General features: G+C 59.9%; 19 protein-coding genes. 11 read left to right on the top strand and 8 right to left on the bottom strand.

The window, feature by feature from the left end; translation table 11 throughout:
• Positions 1-59: 59 nt before the first annotated feature.
• Together BM152_RS02840 and metH are read left to right on the top strand one after the other, a co-directional pair.
• A complete protein-coding gene (locus BM152_RS02840; RefSeq protein WP_066606262.1) occupies positions 60-1,091 on the top strand; it encodes a homocysteine S-methyltransferase family protein in 1,032 nt (343 codons plus the stop codon).
• Positions 1,088-3,823: a methionine synthase gene (gene metH, locus BM152_RS02835; protein WP_066606260.1), complete on the top strand. Its 2,736-nt coding sequence runs from the start codon at positions 1,088-1,090 to the stop codon at positions 3,821-3,823. The genes BM152_RS02840 and metH overlap by 4 nt, the downstream gene beginning before the upstream one ends.
• A gap of 109 nt (positions 3,824-3,932) precedes the next feature.
• On the opposite strand, the gene BM152_RS02830 is transcribed toward metH, so the two are convergent.
• Both BM152_RS02830 and BM152_RS02825 read right to left on the bottom strand, forming a co-directional pair.
• Positions 3,933-7,025 carry an efflux RND transporter permease subunit gene (locus BM152_RS02830; protein WP_066606256.1) on the bottom strand — a complete coding sequence of 1,031 codons (3,093 nt, stop codon included), beginning with the start codon at positions 7,023-7,025 and terminating at the stop codon, positions 3,933-3,935.
• Between the two features lie 2 nt (positions 7,026-7,027).
• Entirely contained in the window at positions 7,028-8,218 is a 1,191-nt protein-coding gene (locus tag BM152_RS02825; RefSeq protein WP_066606253.1) for an efflux RND transporter periplasmic adaptor subunit, read from the bottom strand.
• Between the two features lie 221 nt (positions 8,219-8,439).
• Between BM152_RS02825 and BM152_RS02820 the strand changes: the two genes are divergently transcribed.
• Positions 8,440-9,477 (top strand): AI-2E family transporter, encoded by a 1,038-nt coding sequence (locus BM152_RS02820; protein ID WP_066606250.1) that lies wholly within the window; start codon positions 8,440-8,442, stop codon positions 9,475-9,477.
• A gap of 28 nt (positions 9,478-9,505) precedes the next feature.
• On the opposite strand, the gene BM152_RS02815 is transcribed toward BM152_RS02820, so the two are convergent.
• The 3 genes from BM152_RS02815 to BM152_RS19175 are packed head-to-tail and all read right to left on the bottom strand — an operon-like array spanning position 9,506 to position 11,989.
• A complete protein-coding gene (locus tag BM152_RS02815; protein ID WP_066606244.1) occupies positions 9,506-11,254 on the bottom strand; it encodes a sensor histidine kinase in 1,749 nt (582 codons plus the stop codon).
• Positions 11,251-11,847, bottom strand: a complete 597-nt coding sequence (locus tag BM152_RS02810; RefSeq protein WP_066606242.1) for an RNA polymerase sigma factor — start codon at positions 11,845-11,847, stop codon at positions 11,251-11,253. Before BM152_RS02810 ends, BM152_RS02815 begins: the two co-directional genes overlap by 4 nt.
• Entirely contained in the window at positions 11,837-11,989 is a 153-nt protein-coding gene (locus tag BM152_RS19175) for a NepR family anti-sigma factor (RefSeq protein ID WP_158527938.1), read from the bottom strand. The genes BM152_RS02810 and BM152_RS19175 overlap by 11 nt, the downstream gene beginning before the upstream one ends.
• Before the next feature lie 154 nt (positions 11,990-12,143).
• Between BM152_RS19175 and BM152_RS02805 the strand changes: the two genes are divergently transcribed.
• Positions 12,144-12,956 carry a response regulator gene (locus tag BM152_RS02805; protein WP_066606240.1) on the top strand — a complete coding sequence of 271 codons (813 nt, stop codon included), beginning with the start codon at positions 12,144-12,146 and terminating at the stop codon, positions 12,954-12,956.
• Positions 12,957-13,061: 105 nt separating this feature from the next.
• Here the strand turns inward: BM152_RS02805 and BM152_RS02800 are convergent, their stop codons facing one another.
• On the bottom strand, positions 13,062-13,235 hold the full coding sequence (locus tag BM152_RS02800; protein ID WP_074913933.1) for a DUF1328 domain-containing protein: 174 nt from the start codon (positions 13,233-13,235) through the stop codon (positions 13,062-13,064).
• Between the two features lie 154 nt (positions 13,236-13,389).
• Between BM152_RS02800 and BM152_RS02795 the strand changes: the two genes are divergently transcribed.
• From BM152_RS02795 to BM152_RS02780, 4 genes are all read left to right on the top strand, one after another.
• Positions 13,390-13,716 (top strand): ElaB/YgaM/YqjD family protein, encoded by a 327-nt coding sequence (locus tag BM152_RS02795; protein WP_066606238.1) that lies wholly within the window; start codon positions 13,390-13,392, stop codon positions 13,714-13,716.
• A gap of 8 nt (positions 13,717-13,724) precedes the next feature.
• Positions 13,725-14,084, top strand: a complete 360-nt coding sequence (locus BM152_RS02790) for a phage holin family protein (RefSeq protein ID WP_066606236.1) — start codon at positions 13,725-13,727, stop codon at positions 14,082-14,084.
• A 271-nt stretch (positions 14,085-14,355) separates the two neighbouring features.
• Positions 14,356-15,180, top strand: a complete 825-nt coding sequence (locus BM152_RS02785; protein WP_066606234.1) for a universal stress protein — start codon at positions 14,356-14,358, stop codon at positions 15,178-15,180.
• A gap of 309 nt (positions 15,181-15,489) precedes the next feature.
• A complete protein-coding gene (locus tag BM152_RS02780) occupies positions 15,490-15,693 on the top strand; it encodes a hypothetical protein (protein WP_066606232.1) in 204 nt (67 codons plus the stop codon).
• A gap of 27 nt (positions 15,694-15,720) precedes the next feature.
• Here the strand turns inward: BM152_RS02780 and aroB are convergent, their stop codons facing one another.
• A complete protein-coding gene (gene aroB, locus BM152_RS02775; protein ID WP_066606229.1) occupies positions 15,721-16,830 on the bottom strand; it encodes a 3-dehydroquinate synthase in 1,110 nt (369 codons plus the stop codon).
• Entirely contained in the window at positions 16,827-17,423 is a 597-nt protein-coding gene (locus BM152_RS02770) for a shikimate kinase (protein ID WP_231730557.1), read from the bottom strand. The genes aroB and BM152_RS02770 overlap by 4 nt, the downstream gene beginning before the upstream one ends.
• A 184-nt stretch (positions 17,424-17,607) precedes the next feature.
• On the opposite strand from BM152_RS02770, the gene BM152_RS02765 reads away from it, so the two are divergent.
• Genes BM152_RS02765 through BM152_RS02755 form a run of 3 tightly spaced genes read left to right on the top strand, consistent with a single transcriptional unit; the run spans position 17,608 to position 20,296 of the window.
• Positions 17,608-17,796, top strand: coding sequence for a hypothetical protein (locus tag BM152_RS02765; protein WP_066606224.1), 189 nt, complete (start codon positions 17,608-17,610; stop codon positions 17,794-17,796).
• Positions 17,793-19,367, top strand: a complete 1,575-nt coding sequence (locus BM152_RS02760) for a hypothetical protein (protein ID WP_066606221.1) — start codon at positions 17,793-17,795, stop codon at positions 19,365-19,367. The genes BM152_RS02765 and BM152_RS02760 overlap by 4 nt, the downstream gene beginning before the upstream one ends.
• Positions 19,364-20,296 carry a site-specific tyrosine recombinase XerD gene (locus BM152_RS02755; protein WP_066606220.1) on the top strand — a complete coding sequence of 311 codons (933 nt, stop codon included), beginning with the start codon at positions 19,364-19,366 and terminating at the stop codon, positions 20,294-20,296. The genes BM152_RS02760 and BM152_RS02755 overlap by 4 nt, the downstream gene beginning before the upstream one ends.
• Positions 20,297-20,313 lie beyond the last annotated feature (17 nt).

The following is a 20,313-nucleotide window of genomic DNA, read 5'->3' as shown; positions in this document are numbered from 1 at the left end:
CCTCCTTGCCTCGCGCAGCTCCGCGCGCCCTTCAACATGCCTGTAGCCAGAGTAGAGCCATGATCAACTTTTCACTACCCGACGCCCCGTCTCTCGCCCCGCTGCGCAAGCTGGCAACTGAGCGTATTGTCATTCTCGACGGCGCCATGGGCACACAGGTCCAGACCCTCGGTCTTGGCGAAGAGGATTTTCAGGGGGACGGGAGTTATGACCTCAAGTCCGATCTCCCGCAGAAGGGCAACAACGACCTGTTGTCCCTGACCCAGCCAAAAGCAATTGAGGATATCCACTTCAGCTTCGCCATGGCGGGGGCGGATATCATGGAGACCAACACCTTCTCCTCGACCACCATCGCGCAGGCCGATTACGGGCTGGAACATGCCGTTCATGATCTCAACGTGGCCGGTGCGCAGGTCGCACGCCGCGCCGCCGAACGCGCCGAGGCCGAGGACGGGCGCAAGCGCTATGTCGCGGGCGCGGTCGGCCCGACGAACCGCACCGCCTCGATCAGCCCCGATGTGAATGATCCGGGCTACCGTGCCGTGACCTTCAACGATCTGCGCGTGGCTTACGGCGAACAGATCAGAGGCCTCATCGCGGGCGGGGCCGATATCATCCTGATCGAGACGATTTTCGACACGCTCAACGCCAAGGCCGCGATTTTCGCCAGTTTCGAGGGTTTCGCCGAAGCCGGTGTGCGCCTGCCAGTCATGATCTCCGGCACGATCACCGATGCGTCGGGGCGGACCCTGTCCGGCCAGACCCCCACAGCGTTCTGGCATTCCGTCATGCACGCACGGCCCTTTACCGTCGGGCTCAACTGTGCGCTGGGGGCCGAAGCCATGCGCCCGCATCTGGCCGAACTTGCCAGCGTCAGCACCTCGCTGATCTGCGCCTATCCCAACGCGGGCCTGCCCAACGCCTTCGGCCAATATGACGAGACCCCTGAACAAACCGCCGCACAGGTGGGCGGCTTTGCCCGTGAAGGTCTGGTCAATGTTGTCGGCGGCTGCTGCGGCACCACGCCCGACCATATCCGCGCCCTTGCGGATGCTGTTGCTCCTTTTGCTCCTCGTGAGGTGTCCGCATGACCCCCTATCTGCGCCTTTCCGGTCTTGAACCCTTTGTTCTGACGCCCGACATCCCCTTTGTGAACGTAGGGGAGCGGACCAATGTCACCGGCTCCGCACGGTTTCGCAAACTGATCGTCAACCGCGACTTTACCGCAGCGCTCGACGTGGCGCGCGATCAGGTGGAGAACGGGGCCCAGATCATCGACATCAACATGGACGAGGGTCTCATCGACTCGAAAGCCGCGATGGTCGAGTTTTTGAACCTCATCGCCTCCGAACCCGACATCGCCCGTGTGCCGATCATGATCGACAGTTCCAAATGGGAGGTGATCGAGGCCGGTCTGCAATGTGTTCAGGGCAAGTCCGTCGTGAACTCCATCTCGCTCAAAGAGGGCGAGGACGCCTTCCGCCATCACGCGGGGCTTTGCATGGCTTACGGCGCGGCGGTGGTGGTTATGGCCTTCGACGAACAGGGACAGGCCGACACGTTCAAGCGCAAGACAGAAATCTGCGCCCGTGCCTACCGGATTCTGGTCGAGGAAATGGGTTTCCCGCCGGAAGACATCATCTTTGATCCGAACGTCTTTGCGGTTGCGACCGGCATTGAGGAACATGACAATTACGGCGTGGACTTCATCGAGGCGACACGCTGGATCCGTGAAAACCTGCCGCATTGTCACATTTCAGGCGGGGTCTCGAACCTCTCCTTCAGCTTCCGTGGCAACGAACCGGTGCGCGAGGCGATGCATGCGGTGTTCCTCTATCACGCCATCAAGGCGGGGATGGACATGGGCATCGTCAACGCAGGACAGCTGGCGGTCTATGACCAGATCGACCCCGAACTGCGCGAGGCCTGCGAAGACGTGGTGCTCAACCGTGCGCCCAAGGCGGGCGGCACGGCCACAGAACGGCTGCTCGACATTGCCGAACGCTTCCGCGGTGACAAGCGCGAAGAGAAGGTACGCGATCTGAAATGGCGCGAATGGCCGGTGGAGAAACGGCTTGAACATGCGCTGGTCAACGGCATCACCGAGTTTATCGAGGATGACACCGAAGAAGCCCGCCTTGCTGCCGAACGTCCGCTCCATGTGATCGAAGGTCCGCTGATGGCGGGGATGAACGTGGTGGGCGATCTCTTCGGCGCGGGCAAGATGTTCCTGCCGCAGGTGGTGAAATCCGCCCGCGTGATGAAACAGGCCGTCGCGGTGCTTCTGCCCTATATGGAAGAGGAAAAACGCCTCAACGGGGGTGAGGGCCGCGAAACGGCAGGCAAGGTGCTTATGGCCACGGTGAAAGGCGATGTGCATGACATCGGCAAGAACATCGTGGGCGTTGTGCTGGCCTGTAACAACTATGAAATCGTCGATCTCGGCGTCATGGTCCCGCCGCAAAAAATCCTGCAGGTCGCGCGCGAGGAAAAGGTCGATGTGATCGGCCTCTCCGGCCTCATCACGCCGAGCCTTGACGAGATGGTGCATCTGGCCTCCGAAATGGAACGCGAGAATTTCGACATTCCTCTGCTCATCGGCGGGGCCACCACGTCCAAGGTCCACACGGCCGTGAAAATCGCACCGCGCTATTCCGGCCCTGCGGTCTATGTGCTTGATGCAAGCCGTGCGGTGGGTGTCGTGGGCAAACTGTTGTCTGTCGCCAACAAAAACGAGTATGTCGAAGAAATCCGTGCCGAATATACCAAGGTCACGGAACGCCACGAACGCTCCGAGCGGGACAAGGAACGCCTGCCGCTAGCAAAGGCGCGGGCGAACCCTTTCCGGATCGACTGGAGTGATTACACGGTTGCTGCACCGGAGTTTCTGGGCACGCGTGTCATTGATGACTGGGATCTCGCAGAGATTGCAAACTACATCGACTGGACACCGTTCTTCCGCACTTGGGAGCTGAAAGGCGTTTACCCGAAAATCCTCGACGATCCGAAACAGGGCGAAGCGGCGCGTGCGTTGTTTGATGACGCGAAAGCCATGCTCAAGCGGATCATCGATGAAAAATGGTTCACCCCGCGCGCCGTGGTCGGGTTCTGGCCAGCCAATGCGACCGGCGACGACATCCGGCTTTACACGGATGACGAGCGCAGTGAAGAACTGGCCATGCTGCACACGCTCCGCCAGCAGCATTCCAAACGCGCGGGCAAACCGAATGTGGCCCTGTCCGACTTTGTCGCGCCTGAGGGCGGGCCTGCGGACTATGTCGGCGGCTTCGTTGTCACGGCCGGACCGCAAGAGGCCGAGCTGGCCGCACGGTTCGACCGCGAAAACGACAATTACTCCTCCATTCTGGTCAAGGCACTGGCAGATCGCTACGCCGAGGCTATGGCGGAGATGCTGCATGAACGGGTTCGCCGCGACTATTGGGGGTATGCCAAGGACGAGACCTTCGCCCCCGAAGAATTAATCGCGGAACCCTATCGTGGCATCCGTCCGGCCCCCGGCTATCCGGCACAGCCTGACCATACGGAGAAAAAGACCCTTTTCCGCCTGCTCAATGCTCAAGAGGCCACGGGCGTCGAGCTGACCGAGAGCATGGCGATGTGGCCGGGGTCTTCCGTGTCGGGGCTCTATCTCGGACATCCGGACGCCTATTACTTTGGCGTCGCCAAGATCGAGCGCGATCAGGTTGTGGATTATGCCGCGCGCAAGGGGATGGAGATCGAAGAGGCCGAGCGCTGGCTCGCGCCGATCCTGAACTATATCCCGAAAGCCCCCCGCAGCACCCCTACAGATCAAGTGGCCTGAGTGCCGGATCCTGCGGCTCTGATCAGCGGGACACGGGGTTTCATCGCGATGAAATAGCACAAGAGGCGCACAAGGCGCCTCTTGTCGTTTCTCGTGCTAAGTGCCAAAATCAGGCGGGGCGATGTGTCAGCTTGCGCACGATCACATAGAACGCCGGCACCATGAAAATCCCGATGAATGTTGCTGCGGTCATCCCGCCCAAGACGCCCAAACCGATGGCATTTTGCGCAGAGGCCCCTGCCCCCGACGCCGTAGCCAGCGGCAGAACTCCCAGCATAAAGGCCAGAGAGGTCATCAGGATCGGACGCAAACGCAGCTTGGCGGCTTCAATCGCAGCGGCCACGGTTTTCATGCCCTTCTCTTCCAGCCCTCGGGCAAATTCCACGATCAGGATCGCGTTTTTCGCCGCCAGACCGATGGTGGTGAGAATACCGACCTTGAAATAGACGTCATTCGACTGCCCGAAGAGCCATGCAAACGCCAGCGCCCCGAAGACCCCCACAGGCACCGCCAGCATGACGGAGAACGGGATGGTCCAGCTTTCATAAAGCGCGGCCAGACACAGGAAGACCACCAGCACGGACAGCGCGTAGAGATAAGGTGCCTGATTGCCGGATTGTTGCTCCTGATAGGACAGGCCCGTCCATGCCACCCCGTAGTTGCCATCCAGAGACTCGGCAAGTTCCTGAATGGCGTTCATCGCCTCACCTGAACTGACGCCTGTCGCGGGCGAGCCGGAGAACGCGATGGAACTGATCGCATCGATCCGCTTCAACGTCGGCACGTTGGACACCCATTCGGTTGTCACAAAGGCGGAGAACGGCACCATATCCCCGTCATCATTGCGGGCATACCAGTTTTCCACATCTTCCGGCTGCATCCGGTAGGCCGCATCAGCCATCACAATCACCGGACGCAAGGAGCCATCGAGGTCGAAATCATTGACCTCGGAACCCGAGAAGATCGTGGAGAGGATGCTGTTAACCTCGCTCACGGAAACCCCGAAACTCTCGGCCTTTTGCTGGTCGATGTTGAGTTTCAACACGGCTTCCGTGTCGGTCCCCGTCACCCGAATGTTCTCAAGACGGCTGTCCGCATTGGCCAGCGCCTCCAGTTCCTCTGCCGCCGCACGCAGGGCGTCGGTTCCATTGCTGGCATAATCCACCAGTTCCATGGAGAATCCGTCGGTATTGCCAAGCCCCTGAATTGCAGGCGGCTGCAAGAACTGAACAGTGCCCGCACGCAGACCAGCGAATTTCATCGACGCACGATTGGCAACAGAGGCCGCCGACAAGGCATCATCGGTGCGATCGTCGAAATCCTTGAGCTTCACAAAGACCATCGCATAATTCTGCCCCGAGCCTTGGAAGCTGAAACCGAAGGTAGCGAAGGTGCTGTCCACCGCATCAGCCTCGTCATTGCGCAGATAGTCTTCAACCTGAGTGACCACGCTTTCGGTCTGCGGCGTGGTCGAGCCTTCGGAAAGCCCGATCATGACCATCAGAACGCCTTGATCCTCTTCCGGCAGGAATGAGCTTGCAAGCCGTGTGTAAAGCCCGGAGCCGCCCGCAATGAGAAGCGCCAGCACTCCCAGCATGATCACCGGCTTTTTCAGAATGCGGGATACGCCCGAGGTATAGCTCTCGTTCAAACGGTCAAAATTGCGGTTGAACCAGCGTGCAGGCGCAATGCCGTCGCCATGATGCGTCGGGCGCAAAATTGTGGCGCACAGCGCGGGCGTCAGGATCAAGGCCACAAGCGCGGACAACGCCATCGCCGAGATGATCGTAACCGAGAACTGGCGATAGATCACCCCCGTGGAGCCGCTGAAAAAGGCCATCGGCAGGAACACGGCGGACAGCACCACAGCAATCCCGATCAGTGCGCCTGTGATCTCTTTCATGCTTTTGATCGTGGCTTCCAAAGGCGACAGGCCTTCATCCTCGATCATCCGCTCGACATTCTCCACCACCACAATCGCGTCATCCACCAGCAAGCCGATAGCAAGCACCATAGCAAACATGGTGAGCGTGTTGATCGAATAGCCGAGCGCAGAGAGCACCGCGAATGTCCCTGCCAGAACAACTGGCACGGCGATGATCGGAATGATCGTCGCGCGCCATTTTTGCAGGAAGACGAGGATCACGAAGAACACAAGCACGATGGCTTCGATCAACGTGTGGTAGACTTTCTCAATCGACAGCACGACAAAGGGCGATGTGTCGTAAGCAATCCGGAACTCGACCCCTTCAGGCAAGGATTTTTCCAGATTGTCGAGGGTTTCATAAACGGCCTCCGCCGTATCGACGGCATTCGCCCCCGTAGCGAGGTTCACCCCGAAACCGGAGGCATTAACGCCGTTGAACCGCGAATCCGAACCGTAATCCTCCTGCCCGATCTCGATCCGCGCCACGTCACCCAGAAAGACGGAACTGCCATCTTCATCGGTGGTCAACAGGATGTTTTCGAATTCATCCACCGAGGTCAGCTGGCTCTGCGCCGTGATGGTGGCCGTGAACTGTTGACCCGACACTGTGGGTTGATCGCCCAGACTGCCGACCGTGACAGTGCTGTTTTGATTCTGCACCGCACTGGTCACATCGGAGGGCGTCAGGCTGTATTTCGCAAGGTCCAGCGGATCAAGCCAGATGCGCATGGCATAACCGGATCCGAAACTGTTAATCCCGCCGACACCTTCGGTCCTTTCAATCGGACCTTCGACCTGCTCTTCGAGAATATTGCCCAGCTCGATGGTGGAATAGCTGCCATCCGTGGAGACAATCGCGCCGATCATCAGAATGGAAGAGGTCGAGCGCTCAACTGTCACACCGGAATCCTGCACCGTATCCGGCAACTGGCTTTCAATCTCGGAGATTTTCGTCTGCACTTCGCTGAGTGCTGTGGTCGCATCAATCGAGCCATCAAAGACAAGCGAAATGGAGGCGGAGTTTTCCTGCGAGCTGCTCTGCATGTAGAGCATCCCGTCAATATCCGTGAGGTTGTCCTCAATCACCGAAGTTACCGAATCCTCAACCGCCGACGCCGTCGCCCCCGAATAGGAGGCTGAAATTCGGATGGTGGTTGGCGCGATGTCGGGATATTGCGACACGGGCAATTGCGTATAGGCGAAAATCCCTGCCAGCATTGTCACAATGGCCAGAACCCATGCAAAGATGGGACGATGGATAAAGAAATTCACCATGATTATTCTGCCTCGGATTGGGTTTCGGACTCCGTGGACACAATATCCTCGACCACACCAACCTCATTGATCGTCACCGGCACAGTGGTGATCTCTGCCCCGTCTTTGAGATTGGTCAGCCCGTCGAGAATGATCATATCACCGACCTCGACCCCGTCCGTCACGACCCATGCGTTCTCCGCCGTACCACTATAGCTCAAGGTGACCTGATGGGCTGTGCCATCCTCGGCGATAAAGGCCGTCAGCGTGCCGTCGCTTTGACGCGTTGTGGCACGTTGCGGGACCAGAATGCCACGTGTCGTGCCGAATACCACTTCTACACGCAGGAACTGACCCGGCATGATCTTGTGCTCGGAGTTGTCGAATTCGAACCGTGAATCGATGGAACCGGTGGTGGTCGAGACCGTCACACCGGGGCTCACCAGCGTGCCTTTCCGGCCGTAGACCTCGCCGTTCTCCAATGTCAACGCTACGTCGAGCTCCCGGCCCGGCGTCAAAGCGCCTGCCTCGAACAGCTCGCCAATACGCATCCGGCGCGCCGAGCTTTCCGAGACATCGACATAGATCGGATTAAGCCGTGTCACCGTCGTCAGCGCATCGCTCTGGTTGGCAGTCACCAGCGAACCGACGGAATATACCGGCACATCCGGAATACCGGCAATCGGACTGCGGATTTCCACGCGTTCAAGATCAAGCTGCGCCTGCTGCAAATCGGCTTCGGCGCTTTTCACACTGGCTTTGGCTTGCGCCAGAGTGGCCCGTGCGCTTTCCAGATCGGAAGTCGAGGCCCCGACGCCTTCGAGTTTCGCATAACGGTCATAAGCGGCCTGCGCGGTGCTGAGTGTGGCCTTGGCGCTGTCGAGCGCGGCTTCCGCAGAGGCCAGCGCCGCCTCATAGGTTTCCGAATCAAGGCGGAACAACAAATCCCCCTCCTGAACGCGTCGACCCGGTGTATAGGCAATCTCCTTTATCACACCTTCGACACGGGGCCGGATTTCCGTCTGCTCTTTGGCCACGGCCCGTCCCGGCATGGTGGTGGACACCGGCACGTCAGACTCGGTCAGTTCCATGACACCGACCTCAGTCACCTGCCCCGGCCCGCCCATAGGCGCGCCTTGCGCATAGCTCAAAGAGGGGACGGCAAGACAAACTAGTGCGGCGGAGAGACGAAGCGCCCGCAGGGAAAGAGGCATGAAAATGTGTCCTTTTATTGTGGTTTTTGACCGAGGGTGCGTGTGGCAATACCGCCGTTATACGCAACATACCCATTTTTCTGTCTCAGGGTTTCCAAATTTATACTGTGCTCTCATGAACAGGTTCAGGACATGATTGCACAACGGACCTCCATGCCAAATCAGAGCAAACGGGAACCAATTACACTCCGGCGGCGTTCTTTGTGCAAACGGAGAACAACATGACACAGATCACGACGCAGATTTTGCGGGGGCATTGGGCCTTAATCCTTTTGACCCTGCTTGCGGTCGTGGCCGCGCTCGATGCGTCCCAAACCCTTGTTGCGCCCTTTGTGTTGGCCTTTGTCTGCGCCGTGGTGCTCTCCCCCGTCTCCGCCTTCTGGGCACGTATCGGCCTGCCGCCGACAGTGGGCGCGCTGTTGAGCTTCGGCTCGGTTCTGAGCCTCTTGGGCGCTTTGGTGTTTTTCACGGAACCGCTCGTCGAACGGGCCTATGCACAAATCCCAAGCATCAAAGCCGAACTGCAAGAGGGCCTCGGCCATCTACGTCAACTCTTTCGCGGCATCAGCGATGTGACGCAGGAAGTGCAAGACACGATCTCACCGGAGAATGCCGCCTCCGAAGACGCGCAGTCCGTGAACCTGCCCTCACTCGGCGATGCTCTCTTTGCCGCGCCGTCTCTGGCGGCTCAGGTTCTGCTCTTTGCAGGGGCGCTGTTCTTTATCCTTCTGTCGCGGGACGAGCTTTATGGGGCCATCTCCAAACTTCATCCGCAAAGCCCCTCTATCGCATGTCTGCGCGACGCGGATGCGCGGGTGTCGCGGTATTTCCTGACCATCACACTCATCAACACCTGTTTCGGCGCCATTGTGGCACTGGCGCTAGCCGCAATCGGCCTGCCCGGTGCGATGCTTTGGGGCGGGATTGCCGCCATGATGAACTTCATTCTCTATGTCGGCCCGGCAATGGTCGCGCTTGTGCTGCTGGTGGCGGGGCTCATGTCCTTTGACGGTGCGTTGTCCTTTGCACCAGCGGCGGCCTTTGTGACGCTGAACATGATGGAAGGACAGTTCATCACCCCCACGCTCGTCGGGCGCCATATGCAGGTCAACCCGCTGCTGGTCTTTCTGTCCCTGTGTTTCTGGCTCTGGCTTTGGGGGCCGCTCGGCGGTTTCATCGCCATTCCGCTGCTGGTCTGGGGGCTGGCCGTGTTCAAAGGGATCGGTCCTGCACCCTGCCCTGACACGTCGCGCCCCTGAGGCCAAATGGCCCCAGAGGCGCTACAGGTCATTCCATCTCGGAAATCCCGCTGTCCGTCTCTGCATCATCGAAATCGGCTATCGGGAAATCCACGATGACACTGTAATGCAGATCATCTTCCTCTACCGTCAACTTACCGCCAAGCTGCTGGGCGAAAGCTTTGATCAGGTTGGACCCAAGCCCCGTGCCGGAGACCTGTTCCGGCGGCACAAGCGCCACACCCTTGCTGTTCTCGATCGCCAGCCGCGCCATGTCAGGGGCGATCTGGGTCAGGCTGACATGGACATAGGGCGCCCCCCCTGTCGGACGCCCGACATATTTCAGCGCATTGGTCGAGGCCTCCGCCGCCAAAAGCGACAAGGGCACCGCCTGATCGGGATAGAGCACAACCGGCTCATAAGTTTCCGCGCTTTTCAGGCCGGTCTCATGACCGACACCGGCGCGGATCAATTTGCCGATTGTGCTGCCCAGCAATTCATCAGCACGCACGCGACCCTCGGTGGTCGTCTCGTAAAGGCTGCGATGAACCGTGGCGATGCTCATCACGCGGCCCTGCACCTCCTTGAGCGCAAAACGCGCCTCGGGCGTCCGCGCCTTGCGCACCTTCATATTCACAATAGAAGCAATGAGTTGCAGATTGTTCTTGACCCTGTGATGCACCTCTTTGAGCAGCACGGATTTGTCGTGGATATTGTCCTCAAGCTCCGCCTCGTCGCGGATCACCGTGTCTGCAAGATCATGCCAAGCCTCGTCGATCTCGCGCAGCTCACGCGGCAGCGCCATGTCTTTCGAGCGGCGGGCGTGGCGTCGGGTTGTGGCAAAATCCCGCATATCGCGGCTGAGGTGGCGGATGTGTTTGATCGCCAGCCGGTGCACTGCGAAATAGGCCACGCCAAGACTGGTGAGCCACATGGCAATCGGGAAGATCATCGGGGTCGTCATGGTGAACCCCGGCGCAACCGACAGGCGTTCACGCGGCCAGCTGCCAATGGCATAAACCTGATTGCGCAGGATCGGAACCACAGCAAAAATTCGTGGTTCTCCATCGTTGGTCGTGCCAAGAAAAGACATGCGATACTGGCCGGTCAGATTGGCCAGAGGGCGCCCCTTGGGCAAACGATCCCGAACATCATCCAAGCCCCCCGCGGCGCTCAGGATTTCGCCTTCTCGATTGAAGGTGATGAGTTCCACAGGACGGTCAACCGGCGCATTGTCCAGCACCATCCGGCTTTCGTTATGCGGCAGGGACACCGCCACATAGCCTGCAAACGCTCCGTCGATACTCACGGGCGAAGACAGGACGATCACTGAGGTTCCACTGATTGGTGCGCTCAGCGTCAGATCGCTGCGCGGAGCGGGGTTTTCGATCATGTCGTGGTAGACTTCGCCTTCGCTAAAGTCATAACCGACCGAGCTTGTCCCGCATTTGAGAATACCATCCAACCCGACAAAACCCGCGAAAGAAAACGCGGGGCTTTGCGCGACAAAGTCCCGAAAAATCTGACTACACGCCGGTGAGTCCGTATCCATCGACGGGATCACCGCGGCCAGCGCATTGGTCGCGCCGAAACCGGAGCGGATAAACCCCTCTTCCCCCGCCGCCGCTTGCGCGGTCAGGGCCAGAAGGTTGCTCTTTGCTCGGTCGTCAGCGGCGTTCGAGAACTGATGCGTCAGCGAGACGGCAATCAACCCGATCGGAAAAAGCGCGATGGAGAGAAGTGCGGCCAGCCGCACGCCCAGCCCGTCGACATACCGCCGCCAGCCCCCACCTTTCACGCGGCATTCCCCCGTCCGGGGATGGCCGAACTCATGACCGCCATGGTTTCCTGATCGGTCAGTTCCAGACTGGCACCTTCCTCCAGTCCCAAAATCCCGACCAAACTCTGACGCGCGCGGTTGACGCGGCTCTTGATCGTGCCCACCGCCACCTCACAGGTCTCTGCAGCTTCCTCATAGGAAAACCCCATCGCACCCACCAGCATCAGCGCCTCGCGCTGTTCGGGTTTGAGTTGAACGAAAGCAGTCTCGAAATCGGCCATCGCAAGACGCCCGTCATGATCCGGCTTCTCCGCAAGTGTGGCCGCAAAGGCTCCGTCCGTGTCCTGCACCTCGCGCCTGTGTTTGCGGCGATCAGAATAGAACGTGTTGCGCAGGATCGTGAAAAGCCACGCCCGCATATTTGTTCCGGCCTGAAAGGATGCCATATTTTTCCACGCCTTGATCACCGCATCCTGCACCAGATCGTCGGCTTGTGAGGAATTACGGGTCAGGCTGAGGGCAAAGGCACGCATGGCGGGCAAATGGGTGACGATCTCTTCGCGCGGATCAAGAGCGCTTTCGTCCTGCGGAGGGCTATCTTTATTTGTCATGCTGGGCGTCCTGCTCCTTGAGTTTCTCAAGCAGGCTCAAGAAGCGGTCCGGAATCTCTTCCTCCAGCGTCTTTTGATATACCCGTCGCAAATTTTCCTCGATTTGCTCGTCAAGCTCGTGTTTTTGTTCGTTCTGCGCCATTGTCTTTCCTGTAACCTGAGCCGTTTCGGGGCGTCTGAGGCCCCTCTCATCCCCATCTCTTCGAATATTAGCCCGAAAAATTTCTACTGTCTTCGGAACCAAACGCTTCGTCTGTGCGTTTGGTTCCGAAGAATTCGAAAAAAGGACGATATTTATGTCGACAGCTGTGAACGAGAAGTCCCTGTCCCTCACCGTGGCCAGCCTTCTGCCCTACCTGCGCCGCTATGCGCGTGCTTTGACTGGAGACCAGCAGACCGGCGACAAATATGCCGCGACGACGCTTGAGGCGCTTTTGAGCGACCGCTCCGTCTTTGAACAGATCAAGAGCCCGAAGGTCGCGCTGTTCCATGCCTTCCATCTGATCTGGTCCAGCGCAGGCGCGCCCACGGGCGAGGACGAAACCGGTCTTGCCAAGCGCGCACAAGCCCATTTGCGACGCCTGACGCCCAACACGCGCGAGGCGCTTTTGCTTCACACGATCGAGGAATTCACCCTTGATGACGTGGCGCAGATCATGGGCAACACCGTCGACGAGGTCGAGCACCTTTTGAGCATTGCCGACGCGGAAATGGCCGAGAGCATTCAGGGCCGTGTGATGGTGATCGAAGACGAGGCCATCATCGCGCTGGACCTTCAGGGCATTGTCTCCGACATGGGCCACCAGATTACCGGCGTGGCCAGCATCGCCAGCGAGGCGGTGACACTCGCCGCCGAGACCAAACCCGATCTGATCCTCTCGGACATCCAACTGGCAGATGGCTCTTCGGGCATCGACGCGGTGAACGCTATTTTGAAAAGCGCCAAGGATGTGCCTGTGATCTTCATCACCGCCTTCCCCGAACGCCTGCTGACAGGCGAGCGACCCGAGCCGGCCTTTGTGATCACCAAACCCTACAGCGAGGATCAGGTGCGCTCTGCCGTGTCTCAGGCGATGTTCTTCTCCAGCACGGAAACGCTTCTGGCCTGACGCTTCATGCCTGACAACGGCTTTGACATTGTGTGAAATGCAAAACGCCCCGTCGATCTCTCGGCGGGGCGTTTTTCTATGTTTTCATAGGGATGCAAGATCGCCTTAAACCGGAGGCTTGCCCCGCACCGCCCGCGCGATCATCGCCACGAGGAACAGCATGATAAAGATAAAGAACAGAACTTGCGCGATCCCTGCGGAGGCGCTGGCGATCCCGCCAAAGCCGAAAACCGCAGCAATAATTGCGACAGCGAGAAAAGTAAGTGCCCAGCCAAGCATGAGTGTCTCCTTCGTTATTTCGATCAATGCGCCTGTTTGGCGCGCTCTGTAGAAGAAACGATCCGCCGCACCCAAAGGTTCCCAAAACTTATTTCGGAACTTTTCGCAGGAGTTGCGCATTGGGTCGGTAACAACGCAATAAAGGAGAACCATCATGGCACGTGCTCAAACCAATGGCACCACGCAAGAGACCTCCGCCGAACTCTCGGCACAGATCGAAACCCTCAAAGCCGATGTGGCCGAGCTGACCAGCACGCTGGCGGACTACGGACGCGCCCGTAAGGATCTGCTTGAACACAGCGCCGAGGAGAGCTTCGACGCGGCCAAACAAAAAGGCGTGGAAACCGCGCAGCAGGCTCGTCAACAAGCACGCGACGCCTATGCAGGTGCCGAAAAGACGGTGCGCGCCAACCCCACCGCATCTGTCGGTATCGCGGCCGGTGTCGGCTTTCTCGCCGGCCTTCTGGCCACCCGCCGGTGAGTCGCGCCATGTTCAGCGCGATGCAATCACATCTGGCTCGGGGCGCACGTCGTGCGGCCTGGGCCACCGCCGGTGGCGGCCTGCTTGCCGTGGGCACGGCGTTTCTCACCGTCGCGGCATGGCTGGTGCTCACCGAGACTCGCGACGCGCAGTTTGCCGCTCTGGTGATCGGGCTGTTCTATGTCGGGGCCGGCCTCGTCGCTCTGGCGCTCGGAACCAAGCGCACCTCCAAGCCCCCGACCACCGCCGCTGCGCCACTCACGCCGCAAGACGGGCAACAAGATGTGTTCGAGCGCATCGCTGCGGCCTTTGGCGAAGGGTTTCAGACAGGCAAAGCCATGAAACGCGCGTCCTCGCGCGCGCCTTGAAAGGTGGCGCTCGCGCTTTTCTTTGTTACTGCCAGTGCCTTCCCCGCGTGCCATCCTACGTCCCGATCCCGAATATCGAGACATGACATAGACGACCAACACCTCCGCCAACCTCCTCCCTGAAAAAAACGCATTTTTCTGCGGCTTTTCTGCATATCACCCCTCAAAACCCCCCACCAACATTCCTATGTCGAAGGTAAGCCTGCACGGCAACGGCGATACAGCACTGGCCAGAGCGGGGGACATTAGATTTGAGCGGAGGAAATTCTTGATGAAAAAAATTCTTGTTGCCAGCGACATGACATCGCGGTCTGACCGGGCTATGGAACGCGCCGTGCAACTTGCAACCCAGCACGGGGCCAAACTGATTGTCACGCATGTGATTGACGATGATCTGCCTAGTCAGGTGGTCGCCCAGATGCGTCAGACGGCAGAAGAAACCCTTGGGGCTATTCTCTCCTTCGACCATGCGCCGAAAGACGCGGAAGTCCGCATTGAAACCGGCGAAACGGTCGAAACAATTTCCGAAACAGCCAATGAGATTGACGCAGATCTCGTTATTCTGGGTATGCACAAACCGCGCCTGTTCTGGGATATGTTCTCCGGCACCACAATGGAACGTCTGGTACGCGCGCAGAGCCGTCCGGTGCTTCTGGTCCGCGACCCTGTGACCGGCCCGTATAAATCGGTGCTTTGCGGGATCGACCTCTCGCCCTCCTGCCTTGCGGCGGGCAAAGCCGCGCTGGAGATCGTACCCGAGGCGAAGTTCGCCACATTCCATGCGGTCCATATCCCCTACCGCGGGATGCTCGCCCCCGAAGCCAGCGAGAAACAGCTCGCGCCTTTCGTCAAGGATGCCAATGCAGAGCTGGACAAATGGTGGGAAAGCTCGGCCATCCCCAAAGGCCTGCCCAAACCGACGGTCACGCCCTCCAGCGTCCAGGACGCCTTCCAAGGGGCTATGGAAGAGTCCGAAGCCGATCTCTTTGCTCTGGGCGCACACGGGCGGATGCCACTGTCCCCGACCCTCTTGGGCGGGTTCACCGAATACCAGATCCGCAACCCGCGCACTGACCTTCTGATCGTGCGCGACTGATCCGCGACCCGATCACAAGACCCGTCCTCACGCACCGGCACCGCCGGACTACGGGCGGGTCTTTTTTTTGCAAAATTCGAACGTCAGGGCGTAAAAATCGCTTTTGGCATGGATTGCGCCCCCTGTTCGGCGTAGAGGTGGGTCACGGGTTCTGGTTATTTCGCACGGGGCGCATGCTCCCTTGGCGATGTCCTGCGATCAGAGGCCGCGAACATACGTCGCCTGCCTTCTCTGATCCCACGGACACGGAAAAAGGCACGCAAGGATCACAGCGCGCTTTACCCCCGTGCCTTCTAAGGATCACATCAGATGAAAACAGTTCCCAAACCGACCACGGATGACGCGCTTATTCAGGCCTTTCTCGACAAGGGCGGCAAGGTCAAAAAGGGCGAAACCAAGCCCCAGCCCCATGACCTCGGCCTGAGCAAGAATGTCTGGGGCAACAAGCTCACCAAAGAAGAAAAAGCCGCCCGCGACGCGGTGGATGTCGAGACCGCAAAACTCAAGAAATGAGCCCGCGCGCACGTCAAAGATGCGCCATCACAGCGCGTCTTTGAGCACCTGCAGCACCGCCTCGCGCGACACATCGGCGGTCACGAAAGCCGACCCGATGCCGCGCGCCAGAATAAAGCGCAACTGGCCGTCGACGACCTTTTTGTCCTGCGCCATAAGATCGACCAGAGCCTCGGCGGATGGAAGGTCGCCCTCGATATCCGAGAGGTCGCATTTCATCCCCATCGTCTTGAGATGTGCCCGCACGCGGCTCGGCGCTTCTTGCGAACACAGGCCAAGACGGGACGACAGTTCAAACGCCAGAGCGCAACCGATCGCCACGCCTTCTCCGTGCAGCAAACGGTCGCCATAGCCGGTCGCCGCCTCCAGCGCGTGACAGAAGGTATGGCCGAGGTTGAGCAGCGCACGGTCGCCCTGCTCCGTCTCGTCCCGCTCGACAATGTCGGCCTTCATCTGCACAGACCGCCGCACCGCTTCGGCACGCAGGGCCATATCCCCTGCCGCCAGCGCGAGGCCGTTCTCTTCGAGCCATTCAAAGAACGCCTCATCACCCAGAAGCCCGTATTTCTGCACCTCTCCATACCCCGCAAGGAAATCGCGCGGGGTCAATGTGCCGAGAATGGAAATGTCGGCCAGCACCAGAGAGGGCTGATGGAACGCGCCGATCAGGTTCTTGCCCTGCGGCGCATTGATCCCCGTCTTGCCGCCCACAGAACTGTCCACCTGCGCCAGCAGCGTGGTGGGGATTTGCACGAACCGCACCCCGCGCCGCAGCACGGAAGCGGCAAATCCGGCCAGATCACCGATCACACCGCCGCCGAAGGCCACAACGATGTCCTTGCGCTCGCATTTCTCCTCCAAAAACCACTCGACCGCGCGGGTGAACTGCGGCCACGCCTTGGTGCTTTCTCCTGCCGGCAGAGCCAGAGCGACCATCTCGATCTCTTGCGCCGCCAGCCCCGCACGCAGGGTATCAAGATGCAGCCCTGCCACGGTCTCGTCGGTCAGCACGAAAACCTTTTTCTTCGTGCCCAGAAGCGGCGCGATATGTGCACCGGCCTGCGCCACCAGACCCTCGCCGATCCGCACATCATAGGCGCGATCCCCCAAAGGCACATGGACGGTTACATAGCTCATTGATCTTCCTCCAGAATACCACCGTGGGCGGACAGCGCCTCGACCACTTTTCCTGCCATTGCTTCAATCGACAGTTTGGGGGCCGCTGTGACCACGATACCGGCCTGCGCATAAAACGGTTCGCGCTCGGCCACCAACGCCTTGAGCGTCTCGTATGGGTTGTCGGTGCGCAGCAAAGGCCGCGTGTTCTTGTGTCTTACACGGCTCCACAACAGATCGAGATCGGCCTTCAGCCACACGGCCACACCTTTCTCGGCAATCATGTCACGATTGGTCTGCGACAGGAACGCCCCGCCGCCCGTGGAGAGAATCGCGCGCTCGTTCTCCAGCAGCCGCCCGATCACTTCGGTCTCGCGGCTGCGAAAGAACGCTTCGCCATGTTCGGCGAAAATCTCGGCAATGCTCCTGTCGGCGGCTTTGACAATCTCCGCATCCGAATCCAGAAACGGCACCCCAAGTCGGGCCGCCAGCGCCTTGCCCACAGCGGTTTTCCCTGCGCCCATCATACCGACCAGCGCCACGGTTTTCTTCAATCCCCGCGCGTTACGCCGCGTGCTGCCTCCGTCTTCGCCCTGTGCCATTGTCCTCGCCATCACCGGCCCATCCCGCGCATTTCCGATCCTGCCACCGCCTCATGATCCGCCTAACGATCCCGAAGCGCGGCAAAATCCTGCCTATCAAAATTTCGTTCCTTCAATGGCGTGATCTTACAAAAAATGCCATATATAAAACCAAGAAAACCGAACACAGGCGGAAAAACCGCGAAAAACCACTTGTGTGACCGGATATAAAACAGCCCGTGACGGGCGTGATTGGAGGCAGTCCACCTTGCGTAAATTCCTGTTTCGACTACTTGCCATCCTTATCCTTCTGGGCCTGATCGGCTTTGTCGGATTTGCCTATGTCGGCGACTTGTCGCCCGAGCGCACAGAGCAGACGATTCCCACGGAGATCGAACTGAAGTGATCGCAGTCAGGCTCTTCTCGCGGCGTGTTCCTGCCGTTCTCGGCACAATGTTGCTCGTGACCCAGCCGGTTTGGGCGCAGACCAATGACACTGGGGACAAGCCCCTTTCCGCCATCGACTGGCTTTCTGACACGTTGGACGCGCCGCGCCCGGCGAGCCCTCCTGCACCCAGTGACATTGCCGAGAGCGCCCTGCCCGAAAATGTGACCGTTCTGCCGCTGGATGCGCCGGACCCGGATGCGGCAGGTTTGTTGCCCAGCTCGGTCACCGGCCTGCCGCGTGCGCTCTGGGGCGGCTCCACCGCCAGCGACATTGCACGCCGTATCAGCACCATCGCGACGCGGCCCGACCTGCTACCGGCCTCGCGGCGTCTGCTCAACACGCTGGTTCTGGCCGAACTGGATCCGCCTGTGCTGTCCGATCGCGACGGGCGACTGTTTCTTGCCCGTGTGGACGCGCTTTTGACACAAGGGCTTCTGGAAGAAGCCGATGCGCTGATGGAACTGGCGGGGCTGAACTCACCGGAAATTTTCCGCCGCTCCTTTGACACCAAACTGCTTCTGGGCACAGAGGACGACGCCTGTGACCGTCTCACCCACACGCCCGGCCTGTCGCCCACCTTGCAGGCGCGTATCTTCTGCCTTGCCCGCAGCGGCGACTGGGATGCCGCCGCACTGACACTGGAGACCGGTGAAGCGCTGGGGCTTATTCGCGAGAGCCAAGGCGAGCTTCTGGCCCGTTTTCTCGACCCCGAGATTTTCGAAGGCGACCCGCCCCTGCCGCTGCCCGACAATCCGACGCCGCTGACCTTCCGCCTGATGGAGGCCATTGGTGAGCCGCTGCCCACAAGTTCGCTGCCTCTGGCCTTTGCCCAAAGCGATCTGCGGGCCAGTTCCGGCTGGAAGGCCCGCGCCACGGCGGCCGAACGTCTGGCCCGCGTCGGAGCACTGTCGCCCAACCGCTGGCTCGGCATCTGGTCCGAACATCTTCCGGCAGCCTCCGGCGGCATCTGGGACCGGATCGACGCCTTGCAGAATTTCGAGACGTCTCTAGCGACCAACGACCCCGAAGCTGTAGCCAAGACCCTGCCGCCCGTCTGGGACACAATGCGGGCGTCGGGGTTGCAGACCGTTTTTGCCGAACTCTACGCCACCCCGCTCTCCAGCCTGCCCTTGAGCGGCGAGGCTTCCGAGATCGCGTTTGAAGTGGCGCTTTTGTCGCCGGACTATGAAAAAATCGCCCTGACATGGGGACCGCCACTGACAAAGGATCAGGTGTTTTTACACGGCATCGCCACAGGTGATTTGCCGACCCAAAGACAGAGCGACGCCCAAGCCCGCGCCATCGCGCAAGGGTTTCGCGCCACAGGCATTCCGGTGCGGCTGTCCTCGCTTGTCACGGAGAAACGGCTGGGCGAAGCCATCCTGCGTGCCATCGAGTTGCTCGAAGGCGGTGCTGCGGGTGATCTGGACGAATTATCCGATGCGATCCAGTTTTTCCGCGCCATCGGCCTTGAGGCCACCGCACGGCGGGCGGCTTTGGAGCTTTTACTGCTGGAGCGGCGCGGATGAGCCGCGATCACAGCTGGATTTCGCGCTTTGCCGAGGCGCAGCTGGCAGAACTGGGCGCAGCCGAGAACACGCGCGAATCCTACGGGCGTGACCTGCTCGGATTCTCGGACTGGCTGGCGCAGCGCGGACTGGATTTCACCACGGCCTCTCGCGCCGATATCGAGGACTATCTCGTTGCCTGCGAAGCCGAAGGGCTGGCGCAGTCCACCCGCGCGCGGCGGCTCTCGTCGATCAAGCAACTCTACCGCTTTGCCTTTGAAGAGGACTGGCGCACAGACAACCCCGCAATCCAGATCAAGGGACCGGGACGCACGAAACGTCTGCCGAAGACCCTCACGGAAGACGAGGTGTCGCGGCTTCTCGATGCGGTGAAGGAGGTGGGCCGGACGCAGGCCGACCGGACGCGCAACATTTGCCTGATGGAGCTTTTATACGCCACAGGTATGCGGGTGTCGGAACTGGTCTCCCTGCCCGTCTCGGCCACGCGCGGCGATCCGAGGATGCTTTTAATCCGCGGCAAAGGCGGCAAGGAACGCATGGTGCCCCTGTCCGATCCGGCCCGCGCAGCCCTCAGGGAGTGGCTTGAGATGCGCGACGAGGTGGAGGACCTCGCCAAGCAGGAAAAGGGCACAAAGCCCTCCGCCTTTCTCTTTCCCTCGCGCGGCAAGGCCGGACATTTCACCCGCATCCGGTTTTATCAGCTCATCAAGGACATCGCCGTGAAAGCCGGTGTCAGCCCGTCGAAAGTCACCCCGCACACGCTGCGCCACGCGTTTGCGACGCATCTTCTGGCCCACGGTGCGGATTTGCGCGCGATCCAGACGCTTTTGGGCCATGCGGATCTCTCGACGACAGAGATTTACACCCATGTGCTGGACGAGAGACTGAAAGAGCTTGTGCTCACCCATCACCCGCTAGCCGGAGACTGACAGGCGGGAAAACTGCG

It is taken from the genome of Celeribacter halophilus (assembly GCF_900114135.1).
Lineage (GTDB): Bacteria > Pseudomonadota > Alphaproteobacteria > Rhodobacterales > Rhodobacteraceae > Celeribacter > Celeribacter halophilus.
Note: the sequence above shows the minus strand (reverse complement) of the source record. Positions and strands in the feature narration are given on the sequence as shown.

What these genes read in the sequence shown, in the direction of transcription:
- BM152_RS02780 (WP_066606232.1), top strand. Translation starts at nt 15,490, where the DNA reads ATGAAAACAGTTCCCAAACCGACCACGGATGACGCGCTTATTCAGGCC.
- BM152_RS02800 (WP_074913933.1), bottom strand. Translation starts at nt 13,235, where the DNA reads ATGCTTGGCTGGGCACTTACTTTTCTCGCTGTCGCAATTATTGCTGCG.
- BM152_RS02820 (WP_066606250.1), top strand. Translation starts at nt 8,440, where the DNA reads ATGACACAGATCACGACGCAGATTTTGCGGGGGCATTGGGCCTTAATC.
- BM152_RS02805 (WP_066606240.1), top strand. Translation starts at nt 12,144, where the DNA reads ATGTCGACAGCTGTGAACGAGAAGTCCCTGTCCCTCACCGTGGCCAGC.
- BM152_RS02785 (WP_066606234.1), top strand. Translation starts at nt 14,356, where the DNA reads ATGAAAAAAATTCTTGTTGCCAGCGACATGACATCGCGGTCTGACCGG.
- BM152_RS02810 (WP_066606242.1), bottom strand. Translation starts at nt 11,847, where the DNA reads ATGACAAATAAAGATAGCCCTCCGCAGGACGAAAGCGCTCTTGATCCG.
- BM152_RS02825 (WP_066606253.1), bottom strand. Translation starts at nt 8,218, where the DNA reads ATGCCTCTTTCCCTGCGGGCGCTTCGTCTCTCCGCCGCACTAGTTTGT.
- BM152_RS02770 (WP_231730557.1), bottom strand. Translation starts at nt 17,423, where the DNA reads ATGGCGAGGACAATGGCACAGGGCGAAGACGGAGGCAGCACGCGGCGT.
- BM152_RS02830 (WP_066606256.1), bottom strand. Translation starts at nt 7,025, where the DNA reads ATGGTGAATTTCTTTATCCATCGTCCCATCTTTGCATGGGTTCTGGCC.
- BM152_RS02790 (WP_066606236.1), top strand. Translation starts at nt 13,725, where the DNA reads ATGTTCAGCGCGATGCAATCACATCTGGCTCGGGGCGCACGTCGTGCG.
- aroB (WP_066606229.1), bottom strand. Translation starts at nt 16,830, where the DNA reads ATGAGCTATGTAACCGTCCATGTGCCTTTGGGGGATCGCGCCTATGAT.
- metH (WP_066606260.1), top strand. Translation starts at nt 1,088, where the DNA reads ATGACCCCCTATCTGCGCCTTTCCGGTCTTGAACCCTTTGTTCTGACG.
- BM152_RS02840 (WP_066606262.1), top strand. Translation starts at nt 60, where the DNA reads ATGATCAACTTTTCACTACCCGACGCCCCGTCTCTCGCCCCGCTGCGC.
- BM152_RS19175 (WP_158527938.1), bottom strand. Translation starts at nt 11,989, where the DNA reads ATGGCGCAGAACGAACAAAAACACGAGCTTGACGAGCAAATCGAGGAA.
- BM152_RS02795 (WP_066606238.1), top strand. Translation starts at nt 13,390, where the DNA reads ATGGCACGTGCTCAAACCAATGGCACCACGCAAGAGACCTCCGCCGAA.
- BM152_RS02755 (WP_066606220.1), top strand. Translation starts at nt 19,364, where the DNA reads ATGAGCCGCGATCACAGCTGGATTTCGCGCTTTGCCGAGGCGCAGCTG.